This window comes from Piscinibacter sp. PDB1-1 (assembly GCF_056675995.1).
Genome location: NZ_JBWVZJ010000003.1, coordinates 123,678 through 149,691 on the forward strand (window position 1 = coordinate 123,678; position 26,014 = coordinate 149,691).

29 protein-coding genes and 1 tRNA gene are annotated in these 26,014 nt (G+C 64.0%); 14 read left to right on the forward strand and 16 right to left on the reverse strand.

The window, feature by feature from the left end; translation table 11 throughout:
* Window positions 1-16 precede the first annotated feature (16 nt).
* The 9 genes from AC1KAR_RS16525 to cysS all read right to left on the reverse strand — a co-directional run bounded on the left by AC1KAR_RS16525 (window position 17) and on the right by cysS (window position 9,000).
* Window positions 17-1,264: a c-type cytochrome gene (locus tag AC1KAR_RS16525; RefSeq protein WP_480319659.1), complete on the reverse strand. Its 1,248-nt coding sequence runs from the start codon at window positions 1,262-1,264 to the stop codon at window positions 17-19.
* On the reverse strand, window positions 1,261-1,971 hold the full coding sequence (locus tag AC1KAR_RS16530) for a c-type cytochrome (protein ID WP_480319660.1): 711 nt from the start codon (window positions 1,969-1,971) through the stop codon (window positions 1,261-1,263). Before AC1KAR_RS16530 ends, AC1KAR_RS16525 begins: the two co-directional genes overlap by 4 nt.
* On the reverse strand, window positions 1,971-3,089 hold the full coding sequence (locus AC1KAR_RS16535; protein WP_480319662.1) for a metallophosphoesterase: 1,119 nt from the start codon (window positions 3,087-3,089) through the stop codon (window positions 1,971-1,973). Before AC1KAR_RS16535 ends, AC1KAR_RS16530 begins: the two co-directional genes overlap by 1 nt.
* A gap of 112 nt (window positions 3,090-3,201) precedes the next feature.
* Window positions 3,202-3,294 (reverse strand) — tRNA-Ser (locus tag AC1KAR_RS16540).
* Between the two features lie 38 nt (window positions 3,295-3,332).
* Window positions 3,333-4,601 carry an aspartate kinase gene (locus AC1KAR_RS16545; protein ID WP_480319664.1) on the reverse strand — a complete coding sequence of 423 codons (1,269 nt, stop codon included), beginning with the start codon at window positions 4,599-4,601 and terminating at the stop codon, window positions 3,333-3,335.
* A 61-nt stretch (window positions 4,602-4,662) separates the two neighbouring features.
* The gene (tilS, locus tag AC1KAR_RS16550) at window positions 4,663-6,003 is read right to left on the reverse strand and encodes a tRNA lysidine(34) synthetase TilS (RefSeq protein WP_480319666.1); all 1,341 of its coding nucleotides are present in this window, start codon (window positions 6,001-6,003) and stop codon (window positions 4,663-4,665) included.
* Window positions 5,954-6,925 (reverse strand): acetyl-CoA carboxylase carboxyltransferase subunit alpha, encoded by a 972-nt coding sequence (locus tag AC1KAR_RS16555; RefSeq protein ID WP_480319668.1) that lies wholly within the window; start codon window positions 6,923-6,925, stop codon window positions 5,954-5,956. Before AC1KAR_RS16555 ends, tilS begins: the two co-directional genes overlap by 50 nt.
* 62 nt (window positions 6,926-6,987) lie before the next feature.
* Window positions 6,988-7,623 (reverse strand): DNA-3-methyladenine glycosylase family protein, encoded by a 636-nt coding sequence (locus tag AC1KAR_RS16560; RefSeq protein WP_480319670.1) that lies wholly within the window; start codon window positions 7,621-7,623, stop codon window positions 6,988-6,990.
* Window positions 7,624-7,626: 3 nt separating this feature from the next.
* Window positions 7,627-9,000: a cysteine--tRNA ligase gene (gene cysS, locus AC1KAR_RS16565; RefSeq protein WP_480319672.1), complete on the reverse strand. Its 1,374-nt coding sequence runs from the start codon at window positions 8,998-9,000 to the stop codon at window positions 7,627-7,629.
* 267 nt (window positions 9,001-9,267) lie between these two features.
* On the opposite strand from cysS, the gene AC1KAR_RS16570 reads away from it, so the two are divergent.
* From AC1KAR_RS16570 to AC1KAR_RS16590, 5 genes are read left to right on the forward strand one after another with little or no spacing between them, the layout of a single operon-like run.
* The gene (locus AC1KAR_RS16570; RefSeq protein ID WP_480319674.1) at window positions 9,268-9,816 is read left to right on the forward strand and encodes a tetratricopeptide repeat protein; all 549 of its coding nucleotides are present in this window, start codon (window positions 9,268-9,270) and stop codon (window positions 9,814-9,816) included.
* A 53-nt stretch (window positions 9,817-9,869) separates the two neighbouring features.
* Entirely contained in the window at window positions 9,870-10,421 is a 552-nt protein-coding gene (locus tag AC1KAR_RS16575; RefSeq protein WP_480320759.1) for a peptidylprolyl isomerase, read from the forward strand.
* Window position 10,422: 1 nt separating this feature from the next.
* Window positions 10,423-10,923 (forward strand): peptidylprolyl isomerase, encoded by a 501-nt coding sequence (locus AC1KAR_RS16580; protein ID WP_480319676.1) that lies wholly within the window; start codon window positions 10,423-10,425, stop codon window positions 10,921-10,923.
* A gap of 10 nt (window positions 10,924-10,933) precedes the next feature.
* On the forward strand, window positions 10,934-11,704 hold the full coding sequence (locus AC1KAR_RS16585) for a UDP-2,3-diacylglucosamine diphosphatase (RefSeq protein ID WP_480319678.1): 771 nt from the start codon (window positions 10,934-10,936) through the stop codon (window positions 11,702-11,704).
* An 8-nt stretch (window positions 11,705-11,712) separates the two neighbouring features.
* Window positions 11,713-12,483 (forward strand): M90 family metallopeptidase, encoded by a 771-nt coding sequence (locus AC1KAR_RS16590; RefSeq protein ID WP_480319680.1) that lies wholly within the window; start codon window positions 11,713-11,715, stop codon window positions 12,481-12,483.
* 42 nt (window positions 12,484-12,525) lie between these two features.
* Here AC1KAR_RS16590 and clpA read toward each other — a convergent pair whose 3' ends face one another.
* Both clpA and clpS read right to left on the reverse strand, forming a co-directional pair.
* On the reverse strand, window positions 12,526-14,829 hold the full coding sequence (gene clpA, locus AC1KAR_RS16595) for an ATP-dependent Clp protease ATP-binding subunit ClpA (RefSeq protein WP_480319682.1): 2,304 nt from the start codon (window positions 14,827-14,829) through the stop codon (window positions 12,526-12,528).
* Window positions 14,826-15,179, reverse strand: coding sequence for an ATP-dependent Clp protease adapter ClpS (clpS, locus tag AC1KAR_RS16600; RefSeq protein ID WP_480319684.1), 354 nt, complete (start codon window positions 15,177-15,179; stop codon window positions 14,826-14,828). Before clpS ends, clpA begins: the two co-directional genes overlap by 4 nt.
* A 215-nt stretch (window positions 15,180-15,394) precedes the next feature.
* Here clpS and AC1KAR_RS16605 point away from each other — a divergent pair, with 215 nt between their 5' ends.
* Window positions 15,395-15,649 carry a cold shock domain-containing protein gene (locus AC1KAR_RS16605; protein ID WP_480319686.1) on the forward strand — a complete coding sequence of 85 codons (255 nt, stop codon included), beginning with the start codon at window positions 15,395-15,397 and terminating at the stop codon, window positions 15,647-15,649.
* A gap of 89 nt (window positions 15,650-15,738) precedes the next feature.
* Here the strand turns inward: AC1KAR_RS16605 and icd are convergent, their stop codons facing one another.
* Window positions 15,739-16,992 carry an NADP-dependent isocitrate dehydrogenase gene (icd, locus tag AC1KAR_RS16610; protein ID WP_480319688.1) on the reverse strand — a complete coding sequence of 418 codons (1,254 nt, stop codon included), beginning with the start codon at window positions 16,990-16,992 and terminating at the stop codon, window positions 15,739-15,741.
* A gap of 145 nt (window positions 16,993-17,137) precedes the next feature.
* Here icd and AC1KAR_RS16615 point away from each other — a divergent pair, with 145 nt between their 5' ends.
* Window positions 17,138-17,578 (forward strand): DUF192 domain-containing protein, encoded by a 441-nt coding sequence (locus AC1KAR_RS16615; RefSeq protein WP_480319689.1) that lies wholly within the window; start codon window positions 17,138-17,140, stop codon window positions 17,576-17,578.
* 66 nt (window positions 17,579-17,644) lie between these two features.
* Here AC1KAR_RS16615 and AC1KAR_RS16620 read toward each other — a convergent pair whose 3' ends face one another.
* The 3 genes from AC1KAR_RS16620 to AC1KAR_RS16630 form a co-directional block, all read right to left on the reverse strand.
* The gene (locus tag AC1KAR_RS16620; RefSeq protein ID WP_480319691.1) at window positions 17,645-18,226 is read right to left on the reverse strand and encodes a superoxide dismutase; all 582 of its coding nucleotides are present in this window, start codon (window positions 18,224-18,226) and stop codon (window positions 17,645-17,647) included.
* Between the two features lie 77 nt (window positions 18,227-18,303).
* Window positions 18,304-19,659 (reverse strand): exodeoxyribonuclease VII large subunit, encoded by a 1,356-nt coding sequence (gene xseA, locus AC1KAR_RS16625; protein WP_480319693.1) that lies wholly within the window; start codon window positions 19,657-19,659, stop codon window positions 18,304-18,306.
* A complete protein-coding gene (locus AC1KAR_RS16630) occupies window positions 19,604-19,744 on the reverse strand; it encodes a hypothetical protein (protein ID WP_480320782.1) in 141 nt (46 codons plus the stop codon). Before AC1KAR_RS16630 ends, xseA begins: the two co-directional genes overlap by 56 nt.
* Window positions 19,745-19,975: 231 nt before the next feature.
* Here AC1KAR_RS16630 and AC1KAR_RS16635 point away from each other — a divergent pair, with 231 nt between their 5' ends.
* The 7 genes from AC1KAR_RS16635 (at window position 19,976) to AC1KAR_RS16665 (ending at window position 24,705) form a co-directional block, all read left to right on the forward strand.
* Window positions 19,976-20,617, forward strand: a complete 642-nt coding sequence (locus tag AC1KAR_RS16635) for a MotA/TolQ/ExbB proton channel family protein (RefSeq protein ID WP_480319695.1) — start codon at window positions 19,976-19,978, stop codon at window positions 20,615-20,617.
* Window positions 20,618-20,643: 26 nt separating this feature from the next.
* Window positions 20,644-21,069 (forward strand): ExbD/TolR family protein, encoded by a 426-nt coding sequence (locus AC1KAR_RS16640; RefSeq protein WP_480320761.1) that lies wholly within the window; start codon window positions 20,644-20,646, stop codon window positions 21,067-21,069.
* A gap of 42 nt (window positions 21,070-21,111) precedes the next feature.
* Window positions 21,112-22,131 (forward strand): tetraacyldisaccharide 4'-kinase, encoded by a 1,020-nt coding sequence (gene lpxK / locus AC1KAR_RS16645; protein WP_480319697.1) that lies wholly within the window; start codon window positions 21,112-21,114, stop codon window positions 22,129-22,131.
* Window positions 22,132-22,142: 11 nt separating this feature from the next.
* On the forward strand, window positions 22,143-22,349 hold the full coding sequence (locus AC1KAR_RS16650; RefSeq protein WP_480319699.1) for a Trm112 family protein: 207 nt from the start codon (window positions 22,143-22,145) through the stop codon (window positions 22,347-22,349).
* A complete protein-coding gene (kdsB, locus tag AC1KAR_RS16655; RefSeq protein WP_480319701.1) occupies window positions 22,346-23,098 on the forward strand; it encodes a 3-deoxy-manno-octulosonate cytidylyltransferase in 753 nt (250 codons plus the stop codon). Before AC1KAR_RS16650 ends, kdsB begins: the two co-directional genes overlap by 4 nt.
* 104 nt (window positions 23,099-23,202) lie before the next feature.
* Window positions 23,203-23,856 (forward strand): adenylate kinase, encoded by a 654-nt coding sequence (gene adk, locus AC1KAR_RS16660; protein WP_480319703.1) that lies wholly within the window; start codon window positions 23,203-23,205, stop codon window positions 23,854-23,856.
* Between the two features lie 90 nt (window positions 23,857-23,946).
* On the forward strand, window positions 23,947-24,705 hold the full coding sequence (locus AC1KAR_RS16665) for a 3-hydroxyacyl-CoA dehydrogenase (protein WP_480319705.1): 759 nt from the start codon (window positions 23,947-23,949) through the stop codon (window positions 24,703-24,705).
* A gap of 74 nt (window positions 24,706-24,779) precedes the next feature.
* On the opposite strand, the gene AC1KAR_RS16670 is transcribed toward AC1KAR_RS16665, so the two are convergent.
* Window positions 24,780-26,000, reverse strand: a complete 1,221-nt coding sequence (locus AC1KAR_RS16670; RefSeq protein WP_480319707.1) for a tetratricopeptide repeat protein — start codon at window positions 25,998-26,000, stop codon at window positions 24,780-24,782.
* Window positions 26,001-26,014: the final 14 nt, after the last annotated feature.

Sequence of the window (26,014 nt, forward strand, 5' to 3'; positions counted from 1 at the left end):
CGACGCCGCATGCGCGTCAACGGTATCGGTTGACGTCCTGCTCGGAGACGGCACCCGCCTGGTTGCCCCAGGCGCTGCGAATGTGGCTGAGCACGGCGGCCACCTCGGCGCTGGTCAAGGTGGGGCCGAATGGCGGCATGCCGTGCGGCCGCGGGTTGCCTGCCGTGGATGGCGCGTAGCCGCCCTCGATCACCACGCGCACCAGGTTCGTCGGCAGTGCCATGGTGACCGCGCGGTTCCCCGCCAGCGCAGGGAAGGCACCGACCACGCCTTCGCCCTGCTTGCCGTGGCATTGGGAGCATTGATCTTGATAGATCGCAGCGCCATCCACACCGCTCGGCGCAGCCTGTCGTTGGGCCTGCTGCGCCACCGGCACGCTCGGCAAGGACTTGAGATACACCGCCATCGCGTGCAGATCGGCATTGCTCAAATGCTGCGTGCTGCGACCGACCACCTCGGCCATCGGCCCGAGCACCGAGGCGCGCTTGCTCGCACCGGTCTTCAGAAGGCTCACGATCTCGTCCAGCGGCCATTCGGACAGCCCCGCCTCGTGCGGGTCGCTCAGCGAAGGCGCGTACCAGTTCTGCATCGGGATGAGCCCGCCGCCCAGGTCGAGCGGGCCCATGGTCGCGCCGAACACGTTGCGGCTGGCATGGCATGCGTTGCAGTGGCCGAGGCCCTGCACCAGGTAGGCACCGCGTTCGAGCTCACCACCTTGCTCGCTGCCGGATCCGCCGTCGTGCGGCCGGAAGTACAGCGCACGCCACACCCCAAGTGCCACCTGGGTGCTGAACGGGAAGCCCAGGTCGTGCGCCCGATTGGGCTGCACCACCGGCGGCAGACTGCGCAGGTAGGTGTAGATGGCGTCCGAATCTGCTCGGGCAACGAGCGTGTAGTTCGTATACGGAAACACCGGGTACAACAGCCTCCCGTCGCGCGATCGGCCGTTGTGCATGGCGCGCCAGAACTCGTCGGCCGACCATCCGCCAATGCCGGTGGCCACATCAGGCGTCAGGTTCGATGCGTAGACCGCGCCGAACGGCGTTTCGATGCCCCGGCCGCCCGCATAGGGCGGCCCTCCCCGCTCCGTGTGGCAACCCGCGCAATTGCCGGCCGTGGCCAGGTACGCGCCGCGTTGAAGCAACTCGGGCGTGACCGCCAGGGTCGCGTTGGTCATTGGCGACTCACCACGCAGATTGAGCCCCACGACCACGGCGCTCGCCGCGACGAGCACCACCACTGCCACGGCAACGAGGCGCCTCATCGCGCAGCGCCAGTCACGTCACCGCAATCCATGGGCATGGGGCCGGGCATGGTGGTCGCGGGCTTGGCAGTCGCTGGCAGGGGCTGCGCTGCCAGCCATTTCGCAACGGCACTCGCGTCGTCGGCCGCGAGTTGGCGAACGATGTGGGCCATGCAGTCGGGCTCCTTCGCACGACGCGCACCCGTCTTCCAGGAACCGAGTTGCGCAACGAGGTAGTCGCGAGGCAGCCCGAGCAGCCCGGGGATGTCGGGCGCAACGCCGGTGAGCGATGAGCCGTGGCACTGCACGCACGCCGGGATGCCACGGGCCGAGTCGCCGTGCAGCGCGAGCGCTTCGCCGCGGCGCAGTGCATCGTTCGCAACGCCAACAGCCTGCACGGCGGGGTACGGCAGATCGAGGCTTGCGAAGTACACAGCCATCTCCTGGAGGTAGGCGTCACTCAGCGGCTCGATCAGGCGCGACATGGTCGGATAGTGGCGTCGGCCATCGCGAAAGTTGAGTAGTTGGTGATACAGGTAACCCGCCGGCTTGCCGGCAATGCGCGGGTAGTACCCATCACGTGCCGCCCGCCCCTCCGGCCCGTGGCAACCGGTGCAGGCCAGCACGCGCTGCGCCATGCCTTCACCAGCTGACTCAGGTGGCGATGCCCATGCCGCACCCGTCAGCAGGCCGCACACCACCAGGCACCAACGCAATCGGCGTTTCATCAGGCAGCCACCAATCGAAGCAATGTGATCTCGGACGGCGCGCCCAGGCGCTTCGGCGGCCCCCAGTAGCCGGTACCGCGGCTGGTGTAGACCCACAGCTTCTCCAGCCGATGCAGCCCGGCCGTGAAAGGCTGTTGCAGCGGCACGAAGAAGTTCCAGGGGAAGAACTGCCCGCCATGCGTGTGCCCGGACAACTGCAACTGGAAGCCCGCACGTTCAGCCGCCTCGGCGCTGCGAGGCTGATGCGCCAGCAGCACGCGCGTCGCATCGAGCGGCGCGCCCGCCACGGCAGCTTGCGGGTCGCTGCGGTGCGCGAGATCGAAGTGGTGCGCGCTGTAGTCCGCCACGCCCGCCACCACGAGCGGCGCGGAGCCGTGTTGCAGCACGGCGTGCTCGTTCAGCAGCACCCGCACACCCAGGCGGCGCAACTCGGCGATCCACGCGTGCGCACCCGAGTAGTACTCGTGATTCCCCGTCACGAAGAAGGTGCCATGCCTCGATTGCAGGTCCGCGAGCGGGGCCACATGCTGCGACAACTCGCGCACGCTGCCGTCCACGAGATCGCCCGTCACGGCGACCATGTCGGCGTGCAGACCGTTGACGGTGTCGACGATGGCCTGCAGGTACGGGCCCTTGATCGTCGGGCCGACGTGGATGTCACTGATCTGCGCAATGGTGAACCCCTGCAGCGACGCGCTCAGGCCCTCGATCGGGACATCCACGGAGACCACGCGAGCGCGACGCCGCGCATTCACGAAGCCCCACGCTGTGACCAGCCCCGCCACCAGCGGTACCGCTCGCGCGGACCACTGGGCGTATGCAGCCGTCGATGCGCCAAGCAGCGTTGTGGCCAAGAGCGCGAGATCTCGAACCAGCGTCAACACGAACAGCGACGAGAACATGCCCATGAAGATGAGCCCCGCCCATGCCAGAGCATCTGACATGGTGCGATTGCGAACACGCCGCGCCAGCAATCCCATGGGCATCAGCGCGGCCGATGCGAGCAGCACCGAGCTCACCGCCCAGGCCGCCCACGCGAACCCCAGCGCCGGCACCAAGCGCCAGCCGATGTAGAGGTGCAGCGCGGTCGACAGAACGAACAGGGCCTTCACCGGCATGAACACGCTCCACGCAAATCAAGAAGCCCGATAGATGCGCCCGACTGGCCGCCATTCAACGTGGCACGGGCACAAAAAAGCCCCAGCGAGTGGGGCTTCTTGCAGAGCTGGTTGGCGGAGTCGGAGGGATTCGAACCCTCGATGCAGGTTTTGCCCACATACTCCCTTAGCAGGGGAGCACCTTCGGCCACTCGGTCACGACTCCAGCACAAGTGCGGCATTCTAAGCCAGAACTTCGGCGTTTCAGGCCGCCGACTGCTCCAGGTCGAACGCCTTGTGGAGTGCGCGCACGGCCAACTCCATGTACTTCTCGTCGATCACGACGCTGGTCTTGATCTCGCTCGTGGTGATCATCTGGATGTTGATGCCTTCTTCGCTCAGGCAACGGAACATCTTGCTGGCCACGCCGACGTGCGAGCGCATGCCGATGCCGACGATGCTGACCTTGCAGATCTTCGGGTCACCCGACAACTCCACCGCGCCCGTCTGCGGCAGAACCTTGTTCTTCAGCAGGTCCATGGTGCGCGCGTAATCATTGCGGTGCACCGTGAACGAGAAGTCGGTCTTGCCGTCGTGCGACACGTTCTGGATGATCACGTCGACGTCGATGTTGGCCTCGGCCACCGGGCCCAGGATCTGGAACGCGATGCCAGGCTTGTCGGGCACGCCCAGAACGGAGATCTTGGCTTCGTCGCGATTGAACGCGATGCCTGCAACAACGGCTTGTTCCATCTTTTCGTCTTCCTCAAATGTGATCAGGGTGCCCGACTTGGCCTCTTCGGCGAGGTCGATGTCCCAGGGCGTGAAGCTCGACAGCACGCGCAGCGGAACGCGGTACTTGCCGGCAAACTCGACCGAGCGGATCTGCAGCACCTTGGAGCCCAGGCTGGCCATCTCGAGCATCTCTTCGAAGCTCACAGTGCTCAGGCGGCGCGCCTCGGGCACGATGCGCGGGTCGGTCGTGTAGACGCCGTCCACATCGGTGTAGATCAAGCACTCGTGGGCCTTCATCGCCGCAGCCACCGCCACCGCCGAGGTATCAGAGCCGCCCCGGCCGAGCGTGGTGATATGGCCCTTGTCATCGATCCCCTGGAACCCGGTGATCACGACCACCTTGCCGGCGGCGAGATCAGCGCGCACACGCTTGTCGTCGATGCTCTGAATGCGCGCCTTGGTATACGACGAGTCGGTGGCGATGGGCACCTGCCAGCCGGTGTAGCTGACGGCTTCCAGCCCCTCGGCCTGGAGCGCAATAGAGAGCAGGCCCACCGACACCTGCTCGCCGGTCGAGGCGATCATGTCGAGTTCGCGCTGAATGCCGTCTCCGGCCAGTTCGGGCGAGAGTTCCTTGGCCAGACCCAGCAGGCGGTTGGTTTCGCCGCTCATGGCGGACGGCACCACGACCATCTGGTGGCCCGCGCGGGCCCACTTGGCCACGCGCTTGGCGACATTTCGAATGCGCTCCGTGGAGCCCATGGAGGTGCCGCCGTATTTATGAACGATGAGTGCCATGAAAAACTGGTTTCGCGGGGATCAAGGAATGAATCTGCTCCGTGCGGAGCAACCGCGCATTTTAGCTGCTGTGCCAGCTCAAGCCAATCTGGGCCTGCACTGGGAGCGCCATCACCCGAGCATCAATGCCCAGGCCCGGCACGAAGACGAGTTGCCCGCCGCTGTAAACGAGCGGCCCCTGTCGCTGCCATGAGGGCACCTCGCCTGCCTGGAACTGCTTCTTCAGGCTGCGTGCGGGCCGGCCGACGCCCGCCTGAAACTGCTCGCCGCCAGCCCGTTCACGCAACTCCAGATGCGCCAACCATGCGAGGGGCACGCCACCCTCCTTGACCCGTTCTGCCACCAGCACGCCGCCCCAGCCTGGCAACGGATAGCGGCCGGCGCGCCGGATGCTGAGCACTGCCTCGCGATCCGCCGCGGGTGAAGAACCTGCCGGCACACCGTCGTAGCGGAGTCGGCCTCGATGGCAGCGCAGCGTCCCCTCGCCTGCTGACCACTGTGCGGTGCCGCCGGATGGAACCTCGTCCAACAGGCGCAATGCCAGGCTCGCCGGAGCGGGCTTGCCGAGTTGATCCCTCAACCAACTGCGCAAGGCGTTGGACTGCCGAACACGGCTCAAGGCGCGCCACAGGTCGATTCGAAGCCCACGGGTGTCAGCCACGGCTTGCAGGTCAATGCGCGCCAGGTCCTCGAGACACTCCGCGGCGTCGGCGGCCCAGCCAGAAGCCAACGCCAGACTCGCATCGACACCAGGGAACGCGGCCTTCAATTGCGGCCACACCTCTAGCCGCAAACGATTGCGCGCGAACCGCGGGTCGGCGTTGCTGTCATCTTCGACATAACGCAACCGGTGATGGCGCACGTAAGCCTCGATCGCTTCGCGCGGTTGGTTGAGCCACGGCCGAAGCCAGGTGATGCCATCGCGCTCGAACCGACTCGGCATGCCAGCCTGCCCGGCCATGCCTGCACCACGCAGCGCCTGCAGAACAAAGGTTTCGGCCTGGTCGCGCTGGTGATGTGCCAGAAGCACTGCTTGCGCGCCCGACTCCTTGGCCATTAATGCCAACGCGCGGTAGCGGCCATCTCGCGCCCACGCTTCGACGCTTTCTCCGCGCGCGGGCCGGCCCGCCAGACGATGAGACAACAAGCGCACCGGCAAGCCCTTTCGCCGCCAGCGCTCGCACTGCCGCTGCGCGTGCGCGAGCCACGCATCTGCGTGAGGGCTCAGCCCGTGGTGGATATGCAGCGCGGCGACCTGCGCGCCCTGCTGCGCAGCTGCAAGCGCGGTCGCGTGCAGCAACGCCGTCGAATCGCGGCCGCCGCTATAGGCCACCGCGATGCTTGGTGAGGGATCAGCGTTCGCTGGTGTCGGTGAAGCGGCCATAGGACTGCAGCCGTTCATAACGCCGCTGCAGCAGTTCCTTGGTCGAAAGGTCGCTCACCTGGCGCAGCGCGTCATTGAGCGCCCGCTTGAGGTAGGCCGACATTTGCTTGTGGTCGCGGTGCGCGCCACCGACGGGCTCGTTGACGATCTTGTCGATCAGGCCCAACGCCTTCAAGCGGTGTGCGGTGATGCCAAGAGCCTCCGCCGCATCGGGCGCCCGCTCGGCCGTCCGCCACAGGATCGATGCGCAGCCTTCCGGCGTGATGACCGAGTACACCGAGTACTGCAGCATCAGCACCTGGTCGCCCACGCTGATCGCCAACGCCCCACCCGAACCGCCTTCACCGATGATGGTGACGATGATCGGAACCTCGAGCTGCGCCATCTCGTAGATGTTGCGGCCGATGGCTTCGGATTGGCCACGCTCTTCCGCGCCGATGCCCGGGTAGGCCCCAGGCGTATCGACAAGCGTGAACACCGGCAAACCGAACTTCTCGGCCAGCTTCATCAGCCGCAGGGCCTTGCGATAGCCCTCGGGGCGTGACATGCCGAAATTGCGCGCCGCGCGCTCCTTGGTGTCACGGCCCTTCTGGTGGCCAATCACCATGCAGGCCTGGCCGTTGAAACGGGCCAAGCCGCCGACGATGGACTGGTCATCGGCAAAGTGACGATCGCCGCGCAGCTCCTGGAAGTCGGTGAAGACCTCGTTGATGTAGTCCATCGCATACGGTCGCTGCGTGTGGCGCGAGATCTGCGTGACTTGCCAAGGCGTCAGGTTCGAATAGATGTCCTTGACGAGCTGGTGGCTCTTCTTGCTGAGACGATCGATCTCTTCGGAGATGTCGACAGCCGATTCGCTTTGCACGTAGCGCAGCTCTTCGATCTTGGTTTCTAGTTCGGCAATGGGTTGCTCGAACTCGAGGAAATGTCGTTTGCTCATCCGGCTGTAATCCTGGGTTGAGAGAGACGCGTTGCGCGTCTTCAATGAGGCGATGGAGGCGCTCAGTACGCGACAGGCAGGGGGTCGAGGCTGCGCCAAATGTACCATGTGGCCACTGAGCGAAACGGGGCCCAGGCGTCGGCCACTTCACGCGCCTCAGCCCTCGAAACGGGCTCGCCGCTGAAGTAATTCACGCTGATTCCCTTGATGAGCCCGATGTCGTCGAGCGGCAGCACATTGGGCCGCATCAGGTGGAAGATCAGGAACATCTCGGCCGTCCAACGGCCGATGCCACGGATTGCCACCAGCTCTTCGATGATGGCTTCGTCGTCCATCTGCTGCCACTGGCGCACATGGACAGCGCCCGATTCGAAATGCTGCGCCAGGTCCAGCAGGTACTCCACCTTGCGTGCCGACAGCCCGGCCTCGCGAAGGCGCGGCGGCTCCATCCCGACCACCGAGGCTGGCATCACGCGCGCAGGCTGCCCACCCACGAGTGCAGCGAACCGATCCCACACGGCCTGCGCCGCGCGCACCGAGATCTGTTGGCCGACGATGGATCGAGCCAGTGTCGTGAAGGCGTCGCCGCGGCTCTCCAGCCGGCCTTCGCCAAGCGGAATGAGCTTGCGCATCACACGATCGCGCTTGGAGAGGTGCTTGCACGCCTCGTCCCAGTAATCAGGAGTCGACAATCGCACCGGTCAAACCTTCGTCCAGGTCGTGCCCTGCGGCGAGTCCTGCAGTTCGATGCCTTCGCTGAGCAGCTCCTTGCGGATCTGGTCTGCCAGGGCGAAATCGCGCGCCTTCTTGGCGGCGGCACGCGCGTCGATCCGAGCCTGAATGGCCGACTCGTCGACCCCACCACCGCCCTGCAAGTAAACACGGGGGTTTTGCTGCAGCACGTTCAGTGTGGCACCCAGTGACTTGAGCAGCCCCGCCAGCTCGGGCGACTTGGTGCGATTGATTTCACCAGCAAGTTCAAACAGCACCGCAACCGCTTCGGGCGTGCCGAAATCCTCGTTCATCGCATCGTGAAAGCGCGCCGCCGAGGGGTGCGACCAATCGATCGGGGCGGCATCCGCCTCCACATCGGCCAGCGCCGTGTACAAGCGTCGCAGGCCGTTGCGCGCGTCGTCGAGATTCACATCGCTGAAGTTGAACGGGCTGCGGTAGTGCGTGCGCAGCATGAAGAATCGAATCGTTTCGCCGTCGTAGCGCTCGAGAACTGCGCGAATGGTGAAGAAGTTGCCGAGCGACTTCGACATCTTCACGTGGTCGACATTCAGCAAGCCGTTGTGCGCCCACACCTTGGCTGGCGGCACACCATTGGCGCCCTCGCTCTGCGCAATCTCGTTCTCGTGATGCGGGAACTGCAGGTCGGCCCCGCCGCCGTGCAGGTCGAACTGCTCGCCCAGGATCGCGCAGCCCATCGCCGAGCACTCGATGTGCCAGCCGGGGCGCCCTGCACCGTAGGGAGAGTCGTATTTGGCGTCCTCCGGCTCTTCGGGCTTGGCGGCCTTCCAGAGAACGAAGTCGAGTGGGTCCTGCTTGCCGCCGAGAACGGCGACGCGCTCCCCCGCACGCAACTCATCGATCGACTTGCCTGAGAGCTGGCCGTAGTTCGGGAACTTGCGCACCGCGAAGTTCACATCGCCGTTGTCCGAGCGATAGGCCAGGCCCTTGGATTCGAGCTGACCGATCATCGACAGCATCTGCGGCACGTACTCGGTCGCTCGTGGCTCGTGTGTCGGTCGAGCGATGCCGAGCGCGCCAAGATCGTCGTGCATCGCGTTGATCATTTCGTCGGTCAGGTCGCGCAGAGAGATCTTGCGCTCGAGCGCCCGGCGGATGATCTTGTCATCGATGTCCGTCACGTTGCGCACATAACTCACCTTGTAGCCCAGCGCGCGCAACCAACCGTAGATCACATCGAACGCCACCATCATCCGTGCGTGCCCGACGTGGCAGTAGTCGTAGATGGTGATGCCGCACACGTACATGCGAACATGGTTCGGCTCGATGGGAACGAACACCTCGGTCTTTCGGGTCAAGGTGTTGAAGATGCGCAATGTCATCGGTGATGGACTGGAGGGGGCGCTCAGCAACTGGCGGCCGAACTGTTGAACCGGGATGGCGATCGGTGAGACGGCCAGCGTACTTTGGTGTCGCACTCGTGCATGGAACGTCGACCCAAAGAGCGCCCCTTGACAGGGGCTGCGATACAATTTTGCGAGTATAGCGGCCCGCCCTCTTGCCACTCAGGGCATTCTCCGCACCCTGCGCCTGAGTCACAAGCGCTTGCAACCCACTTCAGGAAGCCGATGGTCTGCACACGTGCTCCGTTGCTCGCATTGATCGTCGCGGGCCTGCTACTCGCCTCGCAAACGGTGCGTGCCGACGACCATGCAGACGTCGAACGCCTCATCGGCGCCGGCCAATGGACCGACGCAGTTCAGAGGGCCGATCAGTTCCTTGCATCGCATCCCGGCGACGCTCGCATGCGATTCTCGAAGGCGCTCGCGCTCACGGAGCAAGGCCGCCTGGTCGAGGCTTCATCGATTTACGTGAAGCTGACCCAGGATTTCCCAGAGCGCCCGGAGCCGTACAACAACCTCGCAGTGCTCTACAGCAAGCAAGGTCAGTACGATCAGGCTCGTCGCACACTCGAATCGGCGATCCGCGCAAACCCCGGGTATGCGCCTGCATATGAGAATCTCGGAGATGTCTACGCCAAACTCGCGGCCCAGGCTTACTCGAGATCCGTGCAGCTCGATGCATCGAACACCGCCACGCTTGGCCCCAAGCTCGCGCTGATTCGGGAGTTGCTGGCACCGGCCGCGCGTACGCCTGACGGCGACAGCCCCAAGGCCAACACTGCATCACGCCGCTAGCTCAAACCAACAACAATCAACGAAATTCCAGAAGGAGCGATTTCATGAAGAAAATGACCCACGGATTGGCTCTCTTTGCTGCGGCCTGCATCGGCCTCGCAGCGAGCGCTTCCGCCCACGCCCAGAAGGTGAAGCTCGCCACGTCGGAGGGAGACATCGTCGTCGAACTCAACGCAGCCAAGGCGCCGAAGTCCGTCGACAATTTCGTGCAGTACGTCAAGGCAGGCCACTACGACGGCACCGTGTTCCACCGCGTGATCAACAATTTCATGATCCAAGGCGGGGGCATGACAGCCGATCTCAAAGAGAAGCCCACGCGTGCACCCATTCCCTTGGAAGCCCGCAACGGCCTCAACAACGACCGCGGCACCATCGCCATGGCGCGCACACCCGACCCGAACTCCGCCACTTCGCAGTTCTTCATCAACGTGAAGGACAACGACTTCCTCAACGCCGCCCGCTCCCCCGATGGGAATGGCTACGCCGTCTTCGGCAAGGTCATCTCAGGGATGGACGTGGTCGACAAGATCCGCGCCGTGCCGACCGGCCCTGGCGACGTTCCCCGCACCCCTGTGACCATCAAGAAGGCCACCCTGGAGAAATGACATGACCAAGACCGTAGAACTGCAAACCAACAAGGGCAACATCCGCATCGAACTCGATGACGCCAAGGCGCCCGCGACCGTCGCGAACTTTCTCGCCTACGTCGAGAAGGGCCACTACAACGGCACGGTGTTCCACCGCGTCATCAAGGGCTTCATGATCCAGGGCGGCGGCTTCGAGCCGGGCATGAGCCAGAAGCCGACCGACGCGCCGATCCAGAACGAAGCCAACAACGGCTTGAAGAACGATCACTACACGGTTGCCATGGCGCGCACCAATGCGCCGCATTCGGCGAGCGCGCAGTTCTTCATCAACGCCACCGACAACGACTTCCTGAATTTCAAGTCGGAATCGCCCAATGGCTGGGGCTATGCCGTCTTCGGCAAGGTCGTGTCGGGCGCCGACGTGGTGGACGCAATCGAAGGCGTGAAGACGGGCAACCGTGGCGGACACGGTGACGTTCCCGTCGAAGACGTGGTGATCACGCAGGCATTGGTCGTCTGAGAGAACGCGCATGAAGTCTGAAGTCCTTGCGCCGCCCCAGTGGCGGAACATCGACTTCATCTCCGATCTTCACCTCGGGAGCGACACGCCTCGCACCTTCGATGCCTGGTCCGAGTACCTGCTCGGCACCGCGGCCGATGCCGTTTTCCTGCTGGGTGACTTGTTCGAGGTGTGGGTCGGTGACGATGCGCGCTTCGACGGGTTCGAGGCTCGCTGCACCGACGTGCTCGCTCGGGCATCCCGATTGCGCCCCATGTTCTTCATGGTCGGCAACCGCGACTTCCTCGTCGGGGCAGACATGCTCGACGCCTGCGGCATGACGGCCCTTGCCGACCCTTGCCTTCTGACCGCATTCGGCCAGGGGTGGTTGCTCAGCCACGGTGACGAACTGTGCATCGACGACGTCGAATACCAGAAGTTCCGCCGCGTGGTCCGCGACCCGGCGTGGCAGGCAAGCTTCATCGCTCAACCACTCGACGCTCGCCAGCGGTACGCGCGCGAGGTTCGCTCGCAAAGCGAGATACGCAAGAAGGGCATGCCTGAGCCGTCCGACTGGGCGGATGTCGACGCCGGCACCGCCGCCGAGTGGCTGAGCCGTGCCGGCAGCTCGACCTTGATCCACGGCCACACGCACCGCCCCGCCACCGAAACCATCGGACCCGGGGTCGTGCGCCACGTCTTGTCCGACTGGGACCTCGATCACCCGCCTCACCGCGCCGAGGTCCTACGACTCTGCGCAGAGGGCGTTCTTAGGCTGCCGCTGAACGCCGCGCTCGCCTGAAGCGCGTGGTGCTGCAAGCCTGGCGCCGCTGGCGCGATCAACGCACTCTGACGCGCCGCCCCATACCCGGCGCCTTATGGGGCGCCACTTTGGCGCGCTTTCCGTTCCTGGACCGGCTCTCTGCGACCGATGCCTACACCCTGCGCGAGTTGAGCACCCTCTTTCTCGCGCGCAAGCAATTCAATGGCGCGCAAGGGTTCGAGATCACCGACGATATGGCGGTAGCCATTGCTGCGCAGGCCTGCCTGCCCGTGCTCAATATGGGCCTCGACTGGTACGACAGCTTTGTTGGCATCGTGGTCCATGCCAACGAGGTAGTGGCCAGTCGAGAGGTCATGGACGAGGATGGCGTCGTGCATCACTACGACGAAGCCTTATCGGGTGAAGCCATGGAGGGCGGTCCTGTCACCCTCTCATGGCACGACGTGGCCGAGGCCGGGACCAGCGCCGAGTGGGGCTACAACGTCGTCATCCATGAGTTTGCTCACGTACTGGACATGCGCGATGGAGAGGCCGACGGCGTCCCGCCCCTTCCCACTCGCGCGGCCCGAGCCGAATGGATAGAGACCTTCACGACCGCGTACGACGCGTTCTGCGCATACGTGGATGCGGGCGTGGACACCTGGCTCGACCCCTACGGCGCCGAAGCGCCGAGCGAGTTCTTCGCAGTGGCATGCGAGGCGTTCTTCGTCTCGCCGCAGGATCTGCTGGACGATCACCCGGGTGTCTACGCGCTGCTGGCTCGGTTCTTCAGGCAGGACCCGGCGCAACGGGCATGAAAAACGGGGCCACGAAGGCCCCGTCTTTGCCGGCGACAGCGATCAAGCCGCCGTGGCTGGCTCGGACTTGGGCTTGTCGCTCTTGCCCGCAGGCTGAATGTCGAGCACGGTCTTGCCGTCGTCATCGATGTCGACCGCCAAACGCCCACCGTCGACCAGGCGACCAAACAGCAATTCATCAGCCAGCGCGCGCCGGATCGTGTCCTGGATGAGGCGTTGCATGGGTCGCGCACCCATGAGCGGATCGAAGCCCTTCTTGGCAAGGTGCTTGCGCAAGGCGTCGCTGAAGGTCACCTCGACCTTCTTCTCGGCCAGTTGGCTTTCGAGCTGCAGCAGGAACTTGTCGACCACACGGAGGATGATTTCCTCGTCGAGCGCTCGGAAACTCACCGTGGCATCCAGCCGGTTACGGAACTCCGGCGTGAACAGTCGCTTGATATCGGCCATCTCGTCGCCCTGCTCTCGCGAGTTGGTGAAGCCGATGGTCGCCTTGTTCATGGTTTCTGCGCCCGCGTTGGTCGTCATGACCAGGATGACGTTGCGGAAGTCTGCCTTGCGACCGTTGTTGTCGGTCAGCGAACCATGGTCCATCACCTGCAAAAGCACGTTGAAGACATCCGGGTGGGCCTTCTCGATCTCGTCGAGCAGCAGGACCGCATGCGGCTTCTTGGTAACAGCCTCTGTGAGCAAGCCGCCTTGGTCGAACCCGACGTAACCCGGGGGCGCGCCAATCAGGCGGCTCACCGCGTGGCGCTCCATGTACTCGCTCATGTCGAAGCGAATCAACTCGATTCCAAGAACGAACGCCAACTGCTTGGCCACTTCGGTCTTGCCCACGCCGGTCGGGCCGCTGAACAGGAACGAGCCGATCGGCTTGTCTGGCTTGCCCAGGCCCGATCGCGCCATCTTGATTGCGCCAGCCAGCGCCTCGATCGCAGGCTCCTGACCGAACACGACGCTGTTCAGATCGCGCTCCAGGGTCTTGAGCTTCGAGCGGTCATCGCTCGATACGCTGGTCGGCGGGATGCGTGCGATCTTCGCCACGATCTCTTCGACTTCGTTGCGCGTGATGGTCTTCTTCTGCTTGCTCTTGGGCAGGATGCGCTGGGCAGCACCAGCCTCGTCGATCACGTCGATCGCCTTGTCGGGCAGGTGGCGGTCATTTATGTACTTGGCGGAGAGCTCGGCGGCAGCCTGAAGCGCCCCAACTGCGTACTTGACGCTGTGATGCTCTTCGAAGCGCGACTTCAACCCCTTCAAGATTTCGATGGTCTGCTCGACCGAAGGTTCGACCACGTCAACCTTCTGGAACCGGCGTGACAGGGCCGCATCCTTCTCGAAGATGCCCCGGTACTCGGTAAAGGTCGTGGCGCCGATGCACTTCATCTGGCCCGAGCTGAGCGCTGGCTTGAGCAGATTGCTCGCGTCCAGCGTCCCCCCCGACGCCGCGCCGGCACCGATCAAGGTGTGGATCTCGTCGATGAACAGAACAGCGTTCGGCTGATCCTTCAGATGCTTGAGCACGCTCTTCAGGCGCTGCTCGAAGTCACCCCGGTACTTGGTGCCGGCCAGCAGCGCGCCCATGTCGAGGGCGTAGACCTGGGCGTCCGACAGGATCTCCGGCACATCGTTCTGAGTGATGCGCCATGCCAGGCCTTCGGCGATCGCCGTCTTCCCGACGCCTGCTTCGCCGACCAGCAGGGGGTTGTTCTTGCGGCGCCGGCACAGGATCTGAATGACTCGCTCGACCTCGAGTTCGCGGCCGATGAGCGGGTCGATCTTGCCCTCGCGGGCCATCTGGTTGAGGTTCTGCGTGAACTGGTCTAGCGGCGACCCCTTTGACTCACCCTCTTCCTTCTCGCCTTCTCCGCTGGTGCCCTCGTTGGACTTGGGCTGCTCCGGAGGATCAGACTTCTTGATGCCATGGGCGATGAAGTTCACCACATCGAGGCGAGTCACACCTTGTTGGTGCAGGTAATAGACGGCGTGGGAATCCTTCTCGCCGAAGATGGCGACCAGCACGTTCGCGCCGGTCACTTCTTTCTTGCCGCTGCCTGTGGACTGCACGTGCATGATCGCGCGCTGAATCACCCGCTGAAAACCCAGCGTCGGCTGCGTGTCGACCTCTTCGGACCCACCCACTGTGGGTGTGTTCTCCTTGATGAATTGGGCGAGGCTTTTGCGCAACTCATCGATATTGGCGGCGCACGCTCGCAGCACCTCTGCCGCAGACGGGTTGTCGAGCAGCGCCATCAACAGGTGCTCGACGGTGATGAATTCGTGGCGCTGCTGGCGCGCCTCGACGAACGCCATGTGCAGGCTGACCTCAAGCTCTTGCGCAATCATGCGGCCTCCATAATGCATTGAAGCGGGTGTCCGCCGCGACGTGCGGCGGTAAGTACCAGTTCGACCTTCGTGGCCGCGACATCCTTGGTGTAGACACCGCAAACGCCCCGACCTTCCTTGTGTACCTTGAGCATGATCTGCGTCGCAGTCTCCAAGTCGCGCTTGAAGTACTCCTGGAGCACCATCACAACGAACTCCATCGGCGTGAAGTCGTCATTGAGCAGCACGACCTGAAACATTCGCGGCGGCGCCGTCTTGGCCGCCTTTCGCTCGGCAACGACCGCCCCCTGCCCGCGATCAGGCGCAGGCCCTTTCGGCGGAGTTGGTGACTTCGGTGTGTCGTCGGGCATGGATTCATTCTATCGAGTTGGTTTTCCGCGATCAGTGTCTCGGATATTGAGTCAGATGTGATCACTGCAAGAGGCGAACTGCGGCACGGGTAACGCATTTTTCAAGCCATTTCGGCCCCGGCAATACATCCCTAACCCACTCCTTGACAGCCAAAAAATCGGGAATGAGAATCGCGCCGACTTAAGGGAGGGTGCCCGTTATGGCTATCGGAACGGTGAAATGGTTCAACGATGCAAAGGGATTTGGCTTCATTGAGCCCGAAGGCGGGGGCGACGACGTGTTCGCCCATTTCTCGGCCATCCAGATGGACGGCTTTCGCACATTGAAGCAAGGCGGCCGCGTGAGCTATGAACTCGTGCAGGGCCCTAAAGGCCAACTGGCCCAGAACATCTGCCCGCAGGAGTCCGGTCCACTCGCGATGATCGCGGCAGCCGCGGCCAGCCAAGCGGGAAGCAGCGCCACGCTCTGAAGCGCTGCCCCAATGAAAAGGCCCACCATTGGTGGGCCTTTCGTTTTCCCGCACCGGGCGCCCGGCATGGGCACCCGCGCCGAACGCGCTCACATGTTCTCGATCATCACCTGACCGAAACCAGAGCAGGACACTTGCGTCGCGCCGTCCATCAGTCGAGCGAAGTCATAGGTGACCTTCTTGCTCGCGATGGCCTTCTCGAGCGAACTGATGATCAGATCGGCCGCGGCCGTCCAGCCCATGTGGCGAAGCATCATCTCGGCGGACAGGATCTCGCTGCCAGGGTTCACATAGTCCTTGCCGGCGTACTTGGGCGCCGTGCCGTGCGTGGCCTCGAAGCAGGCTACCGAATCTGACAGGTTGGCACCCGGGGCGATACCGATGCCGCCGACTTGCGCTGCCAAAGCGTCCGAGATGTAGTCACCATTCAGATTCAGCGTGGCCACGACCGAATATTCGGCTGGACGCAGCAAGATCTGCTGGAGGAAGGCATCGGCGATCGAATCCTTGACGATGATGTCCTTGCCAGACTTGGGGTTCTTGAACTTGCACCACGGGCCACCGTCGATCAGCTCGGCGCCGAACTCCTTCTGCGCCAGGGCGTAGGCCCAATCACGGAAGCCACCCTCGGTGTACTTCATGATGTTGCCCTTGTGCACGATCGTGACGCTGGGCTTGTCGTTGTCGATTGCGTACTGGAGCGCCTTGCGCACCAAGCGCTCGGTGCCCTCGATCGAAACCGGTTTGATACCGATACCTGAGCTCTCAGGGAAGCGGATCTTCTTGACGCCCATGTCTTCCAGCAGGAACTTGATGACCTTCTTGGCCTTGTCAGACTTTGCTTCGTACTCGATACCGGCGTAGATGTCTTCGGAGTTCTCGCGGAAGATGACCATGTTGGTCTTCTCCGGTTCCTTGAGCGGCGACGGGACGCCCTTGAAGTACTGCACCGGACGCAGGCAAACGTACAGGTCGAGCTCTTGGCGCAACGCCACGTTCAGCGAACGGATGCCACCGCCCACCGGCGTGGTCAGGGGCCCCTTGATCGACACCACATACTCGCGGAGCGCTTCGAGGGTCTCTTCGGGCAGCCACACATCGGGGCCGTAGACCTTGGTCGACTTCTCTCCAGCGTAGACCTCCATCCAGTGAATCTTCTTCTTGCCGCCGTAAGCCTTCGCCACCGCGGCATCAACCACCTTGATCATCACCGGAGTGATGTCGAGACCCGTGCCGTCGCCTTCGATGAAAGGAATGATCGGCTCGTCGGGAACCTTGAGCGAAAAGTCGGAATTGACGCTGATCTTCTGCCCAGATTGGGGAACCTTGATGTGCTTGTACATAGGAGTGACTCCGCGCTGCGAGGGGTGATCAAAGATTCTATGCCAGGGTATCTGTCAACCGCCTGACGGCACGCACCGTTGGCCGATAGGCGCACATGGATGCCCATAATCGTCACCCACCCCACTCGACCGGAAATCATCACTCATGAACACGCGCGCCTGGTTCGCCGTCATCGCGCTGCTGCTTGCCGGCGCCGCAATCGCTCAGGAACCGCAGAACTTGCCCACCATCCGTCTGAGTGCAGGCATTCACAACATTCAGGCCCAGGTCGCACAGACACCCGACCAGCGAGCCACGGGTCTGATGTACAGAGCTTCGATGCCGACCAATGAAGGGATGTTGTTCGTCTTCGAGGACAAGGCTGTCCAGTGCTTCTGGATGAAGAACACCCTCCTGCCGCTGTCAACGGCATTCATCGCCGACAACGGCACGGTGGTCAATATTGAAGACATGAAGCCACAGACGCTTGACTCCCACTGCTCCAAGAAGCCGGTGCGCTTTGTTCTGGAAATGAACCAAGGCTGGTTCGACAAGCGAGGCATCAAGCCCGGGTCGAAGCTTGAGGGCCGGCCCTTCACCCAGTAGGCCCCACCGCCACCAGAAAAAAGGCCGGTCAAAGACCGGCCTTCTCTTTGCGGAAAGGACTTTCGCTCAGGCGAAGTTCTTTGCCGCGAACTCCCAGTTTGCAAGCGACGTAAGGAACGTCTCGACGAACTTCGGGCGAAGATTGCGGTAATCGATGTAGTACGCGTGCTCCCATACGTCGATCGTCAGCAAGGCCTTGTCGGCCGTGGTGAGCGGCGTGCCTGCCGCGCCGGTGTTGACGATGTCGACGCTGCCGTCGGGCTTCTTCACAAGCCAGGTCCAGCCCGAGCCGAAGTTGCCCACCGCACTCTTGGTGAAGGCTTCCTTGAACGCGGCAAAGCTGCCGAACTTGGCGTTGATGGCGTCGGCCAGCGCGCCGGTGGGTTCGCCACCGCCCTGCGGCTTCATGCTGCTCCAGAAGAACGTGTGGTTCCAGATCTGGGCGGCGTTGTTGTAGATGCCACCCGAAGACTTCTTGATGATGTCTTCGAGGCTCATGCTCTCGAACTCGGTGCCCTTCTGAAGGTTGTTCAGGTTCACCACATAGGCGTTGTGATGCTTGCCATAGTGGTACTCGAGCGTCTCCTTGCTGAGGTGGGGTGCGAGTGCATCTTGTGCATACGGCAGTGGCGGCAGGGTATGTTCCATGTGATGTCCTTTCTTGGTGGCTGAGAGCTGATTCATTGTAGGCAGCTTGCTCGAAGATGCCGCCGGCGCTTCGAATCTCAGTGCTCTGCCCGCGGTTTCAAAGCCACCCCTGAAATCGTTGCGCTGACCTGGCCATCCGCCAGCTCAGCGCGAACCCTTTGGCCAGCCGAGAGGCCCTCTGCATGCGTGATGGGGCTGCCCTCCTCGTCCGTGAGCCAGGCATAGCCTCGTGACAGAACCCTGCGAGGGTCGAGCGCGGTCAGGCGTGCCTCCAGAGAGGAAAGCCGGTGATGCCGCGCAGCCAGCGTCACAGCCAGCGCCCGGCCCAAGCGCGCGTGGGCCGCCGACACGGATTGCACCTGGCGCGGTACACGCTGTCGCACGCAGGCGTTCATGCGCTGCTGCAGCAGTGCAAGCCGCTGGTCGAGCCGGCGTATGCCGTCAGCTGGCCGCATCAGCCGGAGTTGGGCGCGATCCATGCGCTGCTGCTGCGTGTCGATCACGCGGTACATGCACGCTGTCATCACCGACGCCACTGCAGCCAGCAAGGCCCGCCCGTCCGCCTGCGTGGGGGACACGATCTCCGCGGCTGCGGTCGGCGTGGGCGCTCGTACATCGGCTGCAAAGTCGGCCAGCGTCATATCGGTCTCGTGCCCCACGCCGCAAAGGACCGGAAGGTCGCTGGCCGCAATGGCGCGCACCACACGCTCGTCATTGAAGGCCCACAAGTCCTCCAGCGAGCCACCGCCGCGGCACACGAGAAGCACATCGACCTCGGCTCGCTTGTTCGCCACCTCGAGCGCACGGACCAGGCTCGGCGGCGCGTCGGCCCCCTGCACCAGGCTCGGATAGACGACGACCTCGACGTGCGGCGCGCGGCGCTTCAGCGCCGTCAGCACATCGTGCAACGCTGCGGCACCGAGCGAGGTGACAACTCCCACACGCCGTGGAAGGCGCGGCAACTCGCGCTTGCGCACGGCGTCGAACAAGCCCTCGGCCTCCAGGAGCGCCTTGAGTCTCAGAAACTGCTCGAACAAGGCCCCAGCGCCAGCGCGCTGCATTGACTCGATCACGAACTGCAGCTCGCCTCGGGGTTCGTACACAGCGAGCCGGCCCCGCACCTCGACAAGTTGGCCATCGGCGGGCTCGAAGTCGATCAGGCTCGCCGCGCGGCGAAACATCGCACAGCGCAGCAGGCCCGCCTTGCCGTCAGCGTCCTTCAGGCTCAGGTAGCAATGGCCGCTGGACGCCCGCGAAAACCCTGAGATCTCGCCGCGGATGGTGCATGCCGTGAACCGCGCAGCGAGTGCATCCGAGACGGCGTGGAGCAATGCCGCCACACCCCACACGGCGCGCTCCGCTCGGGGCTGCGCACCTTCAATCACGCGCAAACCCAGTACTGGCGCGGGCCGAGAACTCCACAAGCCCGGCATTCAAGGCTTTGCGTGGCATTTTCGCTGTCACGGCGCTTTCACAATCACGCAAACTATTGATTTTCAAAGGATTTTTCTTGCTCAAGATTTGGGCAACTTGTCGCGACGCCTGAGTTTTCGCGGCTCTCGGTGCTTCACAGTCCAGTTGCCCACAAAGTTGTCCACAGTTGCAGTGGATGGGTGTCGGCGCATCAGCAAGTTGCGGAATATGACCGCGAAACGCGGTGACAACATCAAACCAATCGCTGCGTGGGAGCCCTGACCTTGGGGCCATAATCGCCCGTCCCGAATGGGTCAAAACTTCAAGAGGACCGGATTGTTTTCGATCATACAAGCCGCTGGTTGGCCCATCTGGCCGCTACTTCTGTGCTCCGTCGTCGCCCTGACGATCATCATCGAACGCCTCTCCAGCCTGCGCGCTGCGCGAGTCGCTCCACCCAAACTGCTCGATGAAGTCGTGTCGGTCACGCGCGCCCACCTGCCCGGAGCAGACGTGGTGAACAAACTCGCCGAGAACTCCATTCTTGGCACCGTGCTCGCCAGCGGATTGCGCAGCGTGATCGCCGATCCGCGACTTACTGAACCGGTGCTGCGCAATGCCTTCGAGTCGGCCGGCCGCGCCGCGGTTCACAAGATGGAGCGGTACATGAACACGCTGGGCACCATCGCGTCGGCGGCTCCTCTGCTGGGCCTGCTCGGCACGGTGGTCGGCATGATCGAGATCTTCGGCTCGCAGGCCCCTACGGGCGGCAGCAACCCCGCCATGTTGGCCCACGGGATCTCCATCGCGCTTTACAACACTGCCTTCGGCCTGATGATCGCGATCCCATCGTTGATGTTCTACCGCTACTTCCGCGGCAAGATCGAGGCTTACACGCTCGAGATGGAGCAGGCTTCTGAGCGCATGGTGCCGCACCTGATGCGCTTCGCCGTTCCGGTCAAGAAGGCGGCAGCCTGACAGCGAGCCGGGAGAACGTCATGGCGATGAATTTTCGCAAGCACCACCCGGAAGAGCCCGAGATCAACCTGATCGCGTTCATCGACGTGCTCCTGGTCGTGCTCATCTTCCTGATGCTCTCGACGACCTACTCCAAGTTCACCGAACTGCAGGTGGTGCTGCCCGTCGCCGACGCAGAAAAGCCGCGCGACAACCCACGCGAGATCATCGTCGCCGTCTCTGGCGACGGCCGGTACGCCATCAATCGCAAGGCCCTCGACGGGCGCAGCGTCGAGCTGCTCGCCGCCGAGCTGGCGGTTGCATCCGAGGGCAATAAGGATGCGGTCGTGATCATCTCGGCGGACGCGACCTCGGCTCACCAGTCGGTCGTCACCGTCATGGACGCCGCACGGCGCGCGGGGTTGGCGAAGCTGACCTTCGCGACACAAGCCGGCCAAGGCCGGGACCAGTGACGCCCATCGCGGCCATGCGCCCGAGCCTTTGAGCGTCGGGGCATGTCCGTTCAATCCAAACTGCAGCAGAGCTGGCTGAGTCGCGGGTGGCTGGCCTGGTGCCTCTTGCCCATGACGGCCCTCTATGCCGCACTCACATCTGCGCGCAAACGCGCCTACTCCTGGGGGTGGCCGCGTGCCGAGCGTCTGCCGGTGCCCGTGCTCGTGGTCGGCAACCTGATCGCGGGCGGGGCAGGCAAGACACCAACCACCCTGGCGCTTGTCAATCTGCTGCGAGACCGAGGCTACCGGCCTGGCATCGTGTCGCGGGGCTACGGGCGAGACTCCGCCGAGGTCGCCTTGGTCGAGCCGAGCATGCCGGCCACGGATGCAGGCGATGAGCCGCTGTTGTTGCGCCTGCGCTCGCAGGTGCCCGTCGCCGTGGGCGCCGATCGCATCGCCGCCGGCCAGGCACTTCTTGCAAGACACCCTGGCGTCGACATCCTCCTGAGCGACGATGGCCTGCAGCACCTGCGCCTGGCACGAGACGCGCAAGTCATCGTCTTCGACGAGCGGGGTGCAGGAAATTGCTGGTTGTTGCCATCGGGGCCACTTCGAGAACCCATGCCCGCGAAGCTCCCGCCCCGAAGCGTCGTGCTCTACAACGCCACCGCCGCCAGCACACCCCTACCGGGCCACCTGGCACAGCGGCGCTTGTCGGGCTACGCGAGTCTGCAGGCTTGGTGGGCTGGCGACGCGCCGCAAACCGCGGATCGCCTTGGCCTGAAAGGCTTGCGCCCGCTCGCCGCAGCGGGATTGGCCCGGCCAGAGCGCTTCTTCGCGATGTTGCGGGCGCAGGGTCTGGTCGTCGACGAGCTTCCCCTGCCCGACCATCACGATTACGCAACCCTTCCCTGGCCAGCCGGCACCGCCGACGTGATCGTCACCGAGAAGGATGCCGTGAAGCTTCGGCCCGAACGCGTGGGTGACACGCGGGTCTGGGTGGCAACGCTAGACTTTGAACTGAGCGCGGAGTTTGCAGCCGAACTGCTGCAGTACCTGCCCCTGCCAGCCAGAACCTGAAGGACCTGACCATGGACACTCGACTGCTCGACCTGCTGGTATGCCCTGTTTGCAAAGGCCCGCTGGAGCACCTGCGCCCGCCGATCCAGGCCAGTCAAGAGCTGGTGTGCAAGGCGGATCGGCTGGCCTACCCCGTGCGCGACGGCATCCCGATCATGCTCGAATCCGAAGCGCGTTCGCTCGACGCGCCGTCCACGGCACCCGAGGCCGCGGCGTGAGCTACACCGTGCTGGTACCGGCGCGTCTGCAATCGACCCGCCTGCCGCGCAAGATCCTCGCCGTGATCGGTGGTGTACCCATGGTGGTGCGGGTTGCCCGCCGCGCGGCGCAATCCAAGGCGACGCGCGTCGTGGTCGCGGCAGATGATCAACTGATCGTCAGCGCGTGTCAGGCACACGGCGTCGACTGTGTTCTGACCAAGCCGGAACACCCCACCGGGAGCGATCGGCTCGCCGAAGCCTGTGCGCTGCTCGGCCTTGACGGCGACGATGCCATCGTCAACGTCCAGGGCGACGAACCTTTGATTGACCCAGCACTTATCGACGCCTGCGCCGAGATGCTGGCGAGCCGGCCCGATTGCGTCATGAGCACGGCCGCGCACGCCATCGACGACGTGGCCGAGCTCACCAACCCGAACGTCGTGAAAGTGGTGCTCGACGGTGCGGGCCGGGCCCTGTACTTCTCGCGGGCGCCAATTCCGTGGTGGCGCGATGGCCACGCACAAGGCATCACGCAGTTGCCGCCCAGCCCGCCGCTGCGCCACATCGGGCTTTACGGCTACCGCGCCGGCTTCCTGCGCCGCTTTCCGGCCCTGCCCGCCTGCCCACTGGAATCGATCGAGTCGCTGGAGCAACTTCGCGTCTTGTGGCATGGCGAGCGCATCAGCGTGCACGTGAGTCCGGTACGCCCCGGCCCGGGCGTCGACACGGCGGAAGACCTGGAGCGCGTGCGTCGGCTTCTCTCCTAGGCCCGTAAGTTTTCCGCGGGGGCACGCATGATATTCTCGACCGCAGCTGCGCCCGCGACCACTCTGCACGCGCAACGCATGACATCACAAGTAGAGGACACACAATGAGACTGATCCTGCTGGGCGCGCCTGGCGCAGGCAAAGGCACCCAAGCGGCATTCATCTGCCAGAAGTTCGGCATCCCGCAGATCTCTACCGGCGACATGCTCCGTGCCGCCGTGAAGGCTGGCACCCCATTGGGTCTGGCCGCCAAGCAGGTCATGGATTCGGGCGGCCTCGTGGGTGACGACATCATCATCGGGATGGTGAAAGAGCGCATCGCGCAATCGGATTGCGCCAACGGCTTCCTGTTCGACGGTTTCCCCCGCACCATCCCACAAGCCGACGCCATGAAGGCCGCCGGCGTGAAGCTCGACTACGTGCTCGAGATCGACGTACCCGACGAAGTCGTGCGCGAGCGCGTCACGGGTCGCCGCGTCCATGGGGGTTCGGGCCGCGTCTACCACGTGAAGTTCAACCCACCCAAGCAAGAAGGCAAGGACGATGTGACCGGCGAGCCGCTGGACCAACGTGCCGACGACACGCTGGAGAAGGTCAACACGCGCCTGGAGAAGTACCACGCGGAGACCGAGCCGCTGGTGGGCTACTACACCGAACTGGCCAACAGCGGCGACAGCAACGCTCCCCGATATCGCAAGATCAGCGGACTCGGGCAGCTCGACGAGATCACCGCACGCGCACTGGACGCCTTGCGCTGACACCCAAACCGCGCCCGGTCGAAGCCGCTCCTCGAGCGGCTTTTTTCATTCAGAATCGTCCAGCAACCCTCATCGCATCAGGAGCAGCCCATGGACATCGCAGGCAAGGTTTTCATCGTCACAGGCGGCGCGTCGGGCCTGGGTGAAGGAACAGCGCGCATGCTCGCGTCGAACGGCGGCAAGGTGCTGATCGCCGACCTTCAGGAAGACCGCGGTACGGCAATCGCCAAGGATCTGGGGGGCCAGTTCGTGAAGTGTGACGTGAGCCAGGAGGCCGATGGCCAGGCGGCCGTGTCTGCCGCCGCGGGCATGGGCAAGCTGATGGGGCTCGTCAACTGCGCAGGCATTGCACCCGCAATCAAGACCGTCGGCAAGGAAGGCGCCCACCCGTTGGCGCTCTTCAGCAAGGTCGTCACCGTCAATCTGATCGGCAGCTTCAACATGATCCGGCTCGCCGCCGAAGCCATGAGCCGCAACGAGCCTGAGCCCACTGGCGAGCGTGGCGTGCTCATCTCGACAGCCAGCGTGGCCGCCTACGACGGCCAGATCGGCCAGGCCGCCTATTCGGCGTCAAAGGGGGGTGTGGTCGGGATGACACTCCCGATTGCCCGCGATCTTGCTCGCAATGGCATTCGCAACATGACGATCGCCCCAGGCATCTTCGGTACGCCGATGCTGTTCTCGATGCCTCAAGAGGTGCAGGATTCGCTCGCTGCGGGCGTGCCGTTTCCGAGCCGCCTCGGAACCCCCGAGGACTACGCCAAGCTCGTGCACCAGATCATTACCAACGACATGCTCAACGGCGAAGTGATCCGGTTGGATGGGGCGATCCGACTGGCGCCTCGCTAGCAGCGAGGCTGGCCGACCACCAGAGAGATCGGAGCGGCCCGCGAGTCGCGCTCAGCGACCCGCGGGTGCCGCCGTCACTTGCGACGAGCCAGCAGGCTCCACAAGCGCGCGAGATCGGCCGTGCCGTCGGCACCGCCCACCGTCTTGAACGCCGCCTGCGCTTTGGCAGCGTCTCCGGCATTCAGCAGTGCAATGCCGAGGTGCAACTTGGCGTCGTCGGTACGCTTGAGGCCACCCTTGGCGATCCCCTGTTCCATGAGTGCGGCACCCTTCTTCGGGTCGCCAAGGAACGCCTGGCTGAAACCGACATCGACCAGATCGTTGCCACTCTTCGCGGCGCTCGCCTCGGCTTGCTTGGCGGCCAGGCCTTGCTTCTCTTCGTCCGCCCGCTTGGCCACGAGATCCTTCAAACGACGATGGCGGTCCGCCTCGGCCGGGGTGCCAGCACCCAGTACACCCGCGGCAAACCCCTTGTCGACCACTTGCTTGCCTTCGCCAGACAGCCCCGCCTGGACCGCCAACTGCGCCATCTCCATGTAGTCATTGGCGCTGCGCATGCTGCCTGACGCGAGCATCAGGCGATAGGTGTCGAGCGTGAGGCGGTCACTGAAGTTCGGCTTGCGCTGCACCCGGGTCAGCAGATCGGCCCAGTACTCCTTCTTCGGGTAGTACATGACCAGGCGCTCCATGGCGAGCACATGGGCGTTGTTGTCGTTCGCGCGCTGCGCCGAGTTCAGCAGCAGCATCAGCCGGTCTTCCGGGGTCGCCCGCCCTGCCCGATCGTCACCGTGCACTTCGGTCACCAATTCCTTGGTAGCGCCTGCGTAGTCACCACCCAGGTACTGCGACTGGATGACCAGCGTACGAATCTGGCCGTTCGAGCCGCCCTCGGCCAGATAGCGCTTGCCCCAGGTTGCCGACTTGGCGTAGTCCTTGGCGCGATAGTAGGAGCCGGACAGCGACTCCATCATGCGCAGTTGCTCTGCCGCCGGGAGCTTCCCGGTGGCCTTCAGGGACTCGAACGACTTGGCTGCTGTGTCCACGTCGCCCGCGCCCGACGCCGCGGCGATGCGCATGCGCTCGACCATGTAGGTTTCGTTCGCGGTCTTGTTGCCTACGGCATCCGCCTCTCGAACCTTGGCGAGCGCCTCCTTGTACTTCTGAGACTTGATCAGCTCCTGGGCGGCCTGGAGTGGCCTGCCCACGTCGGGGCGCAGCGCCTCCTGGGCGCCCAGCCCCCCTGTGGCGAGCAGCACAGAGGCCGCCACGGCCAGGTTGAGTGCGTGTCTCTTCATGGATTGCCTGTGCG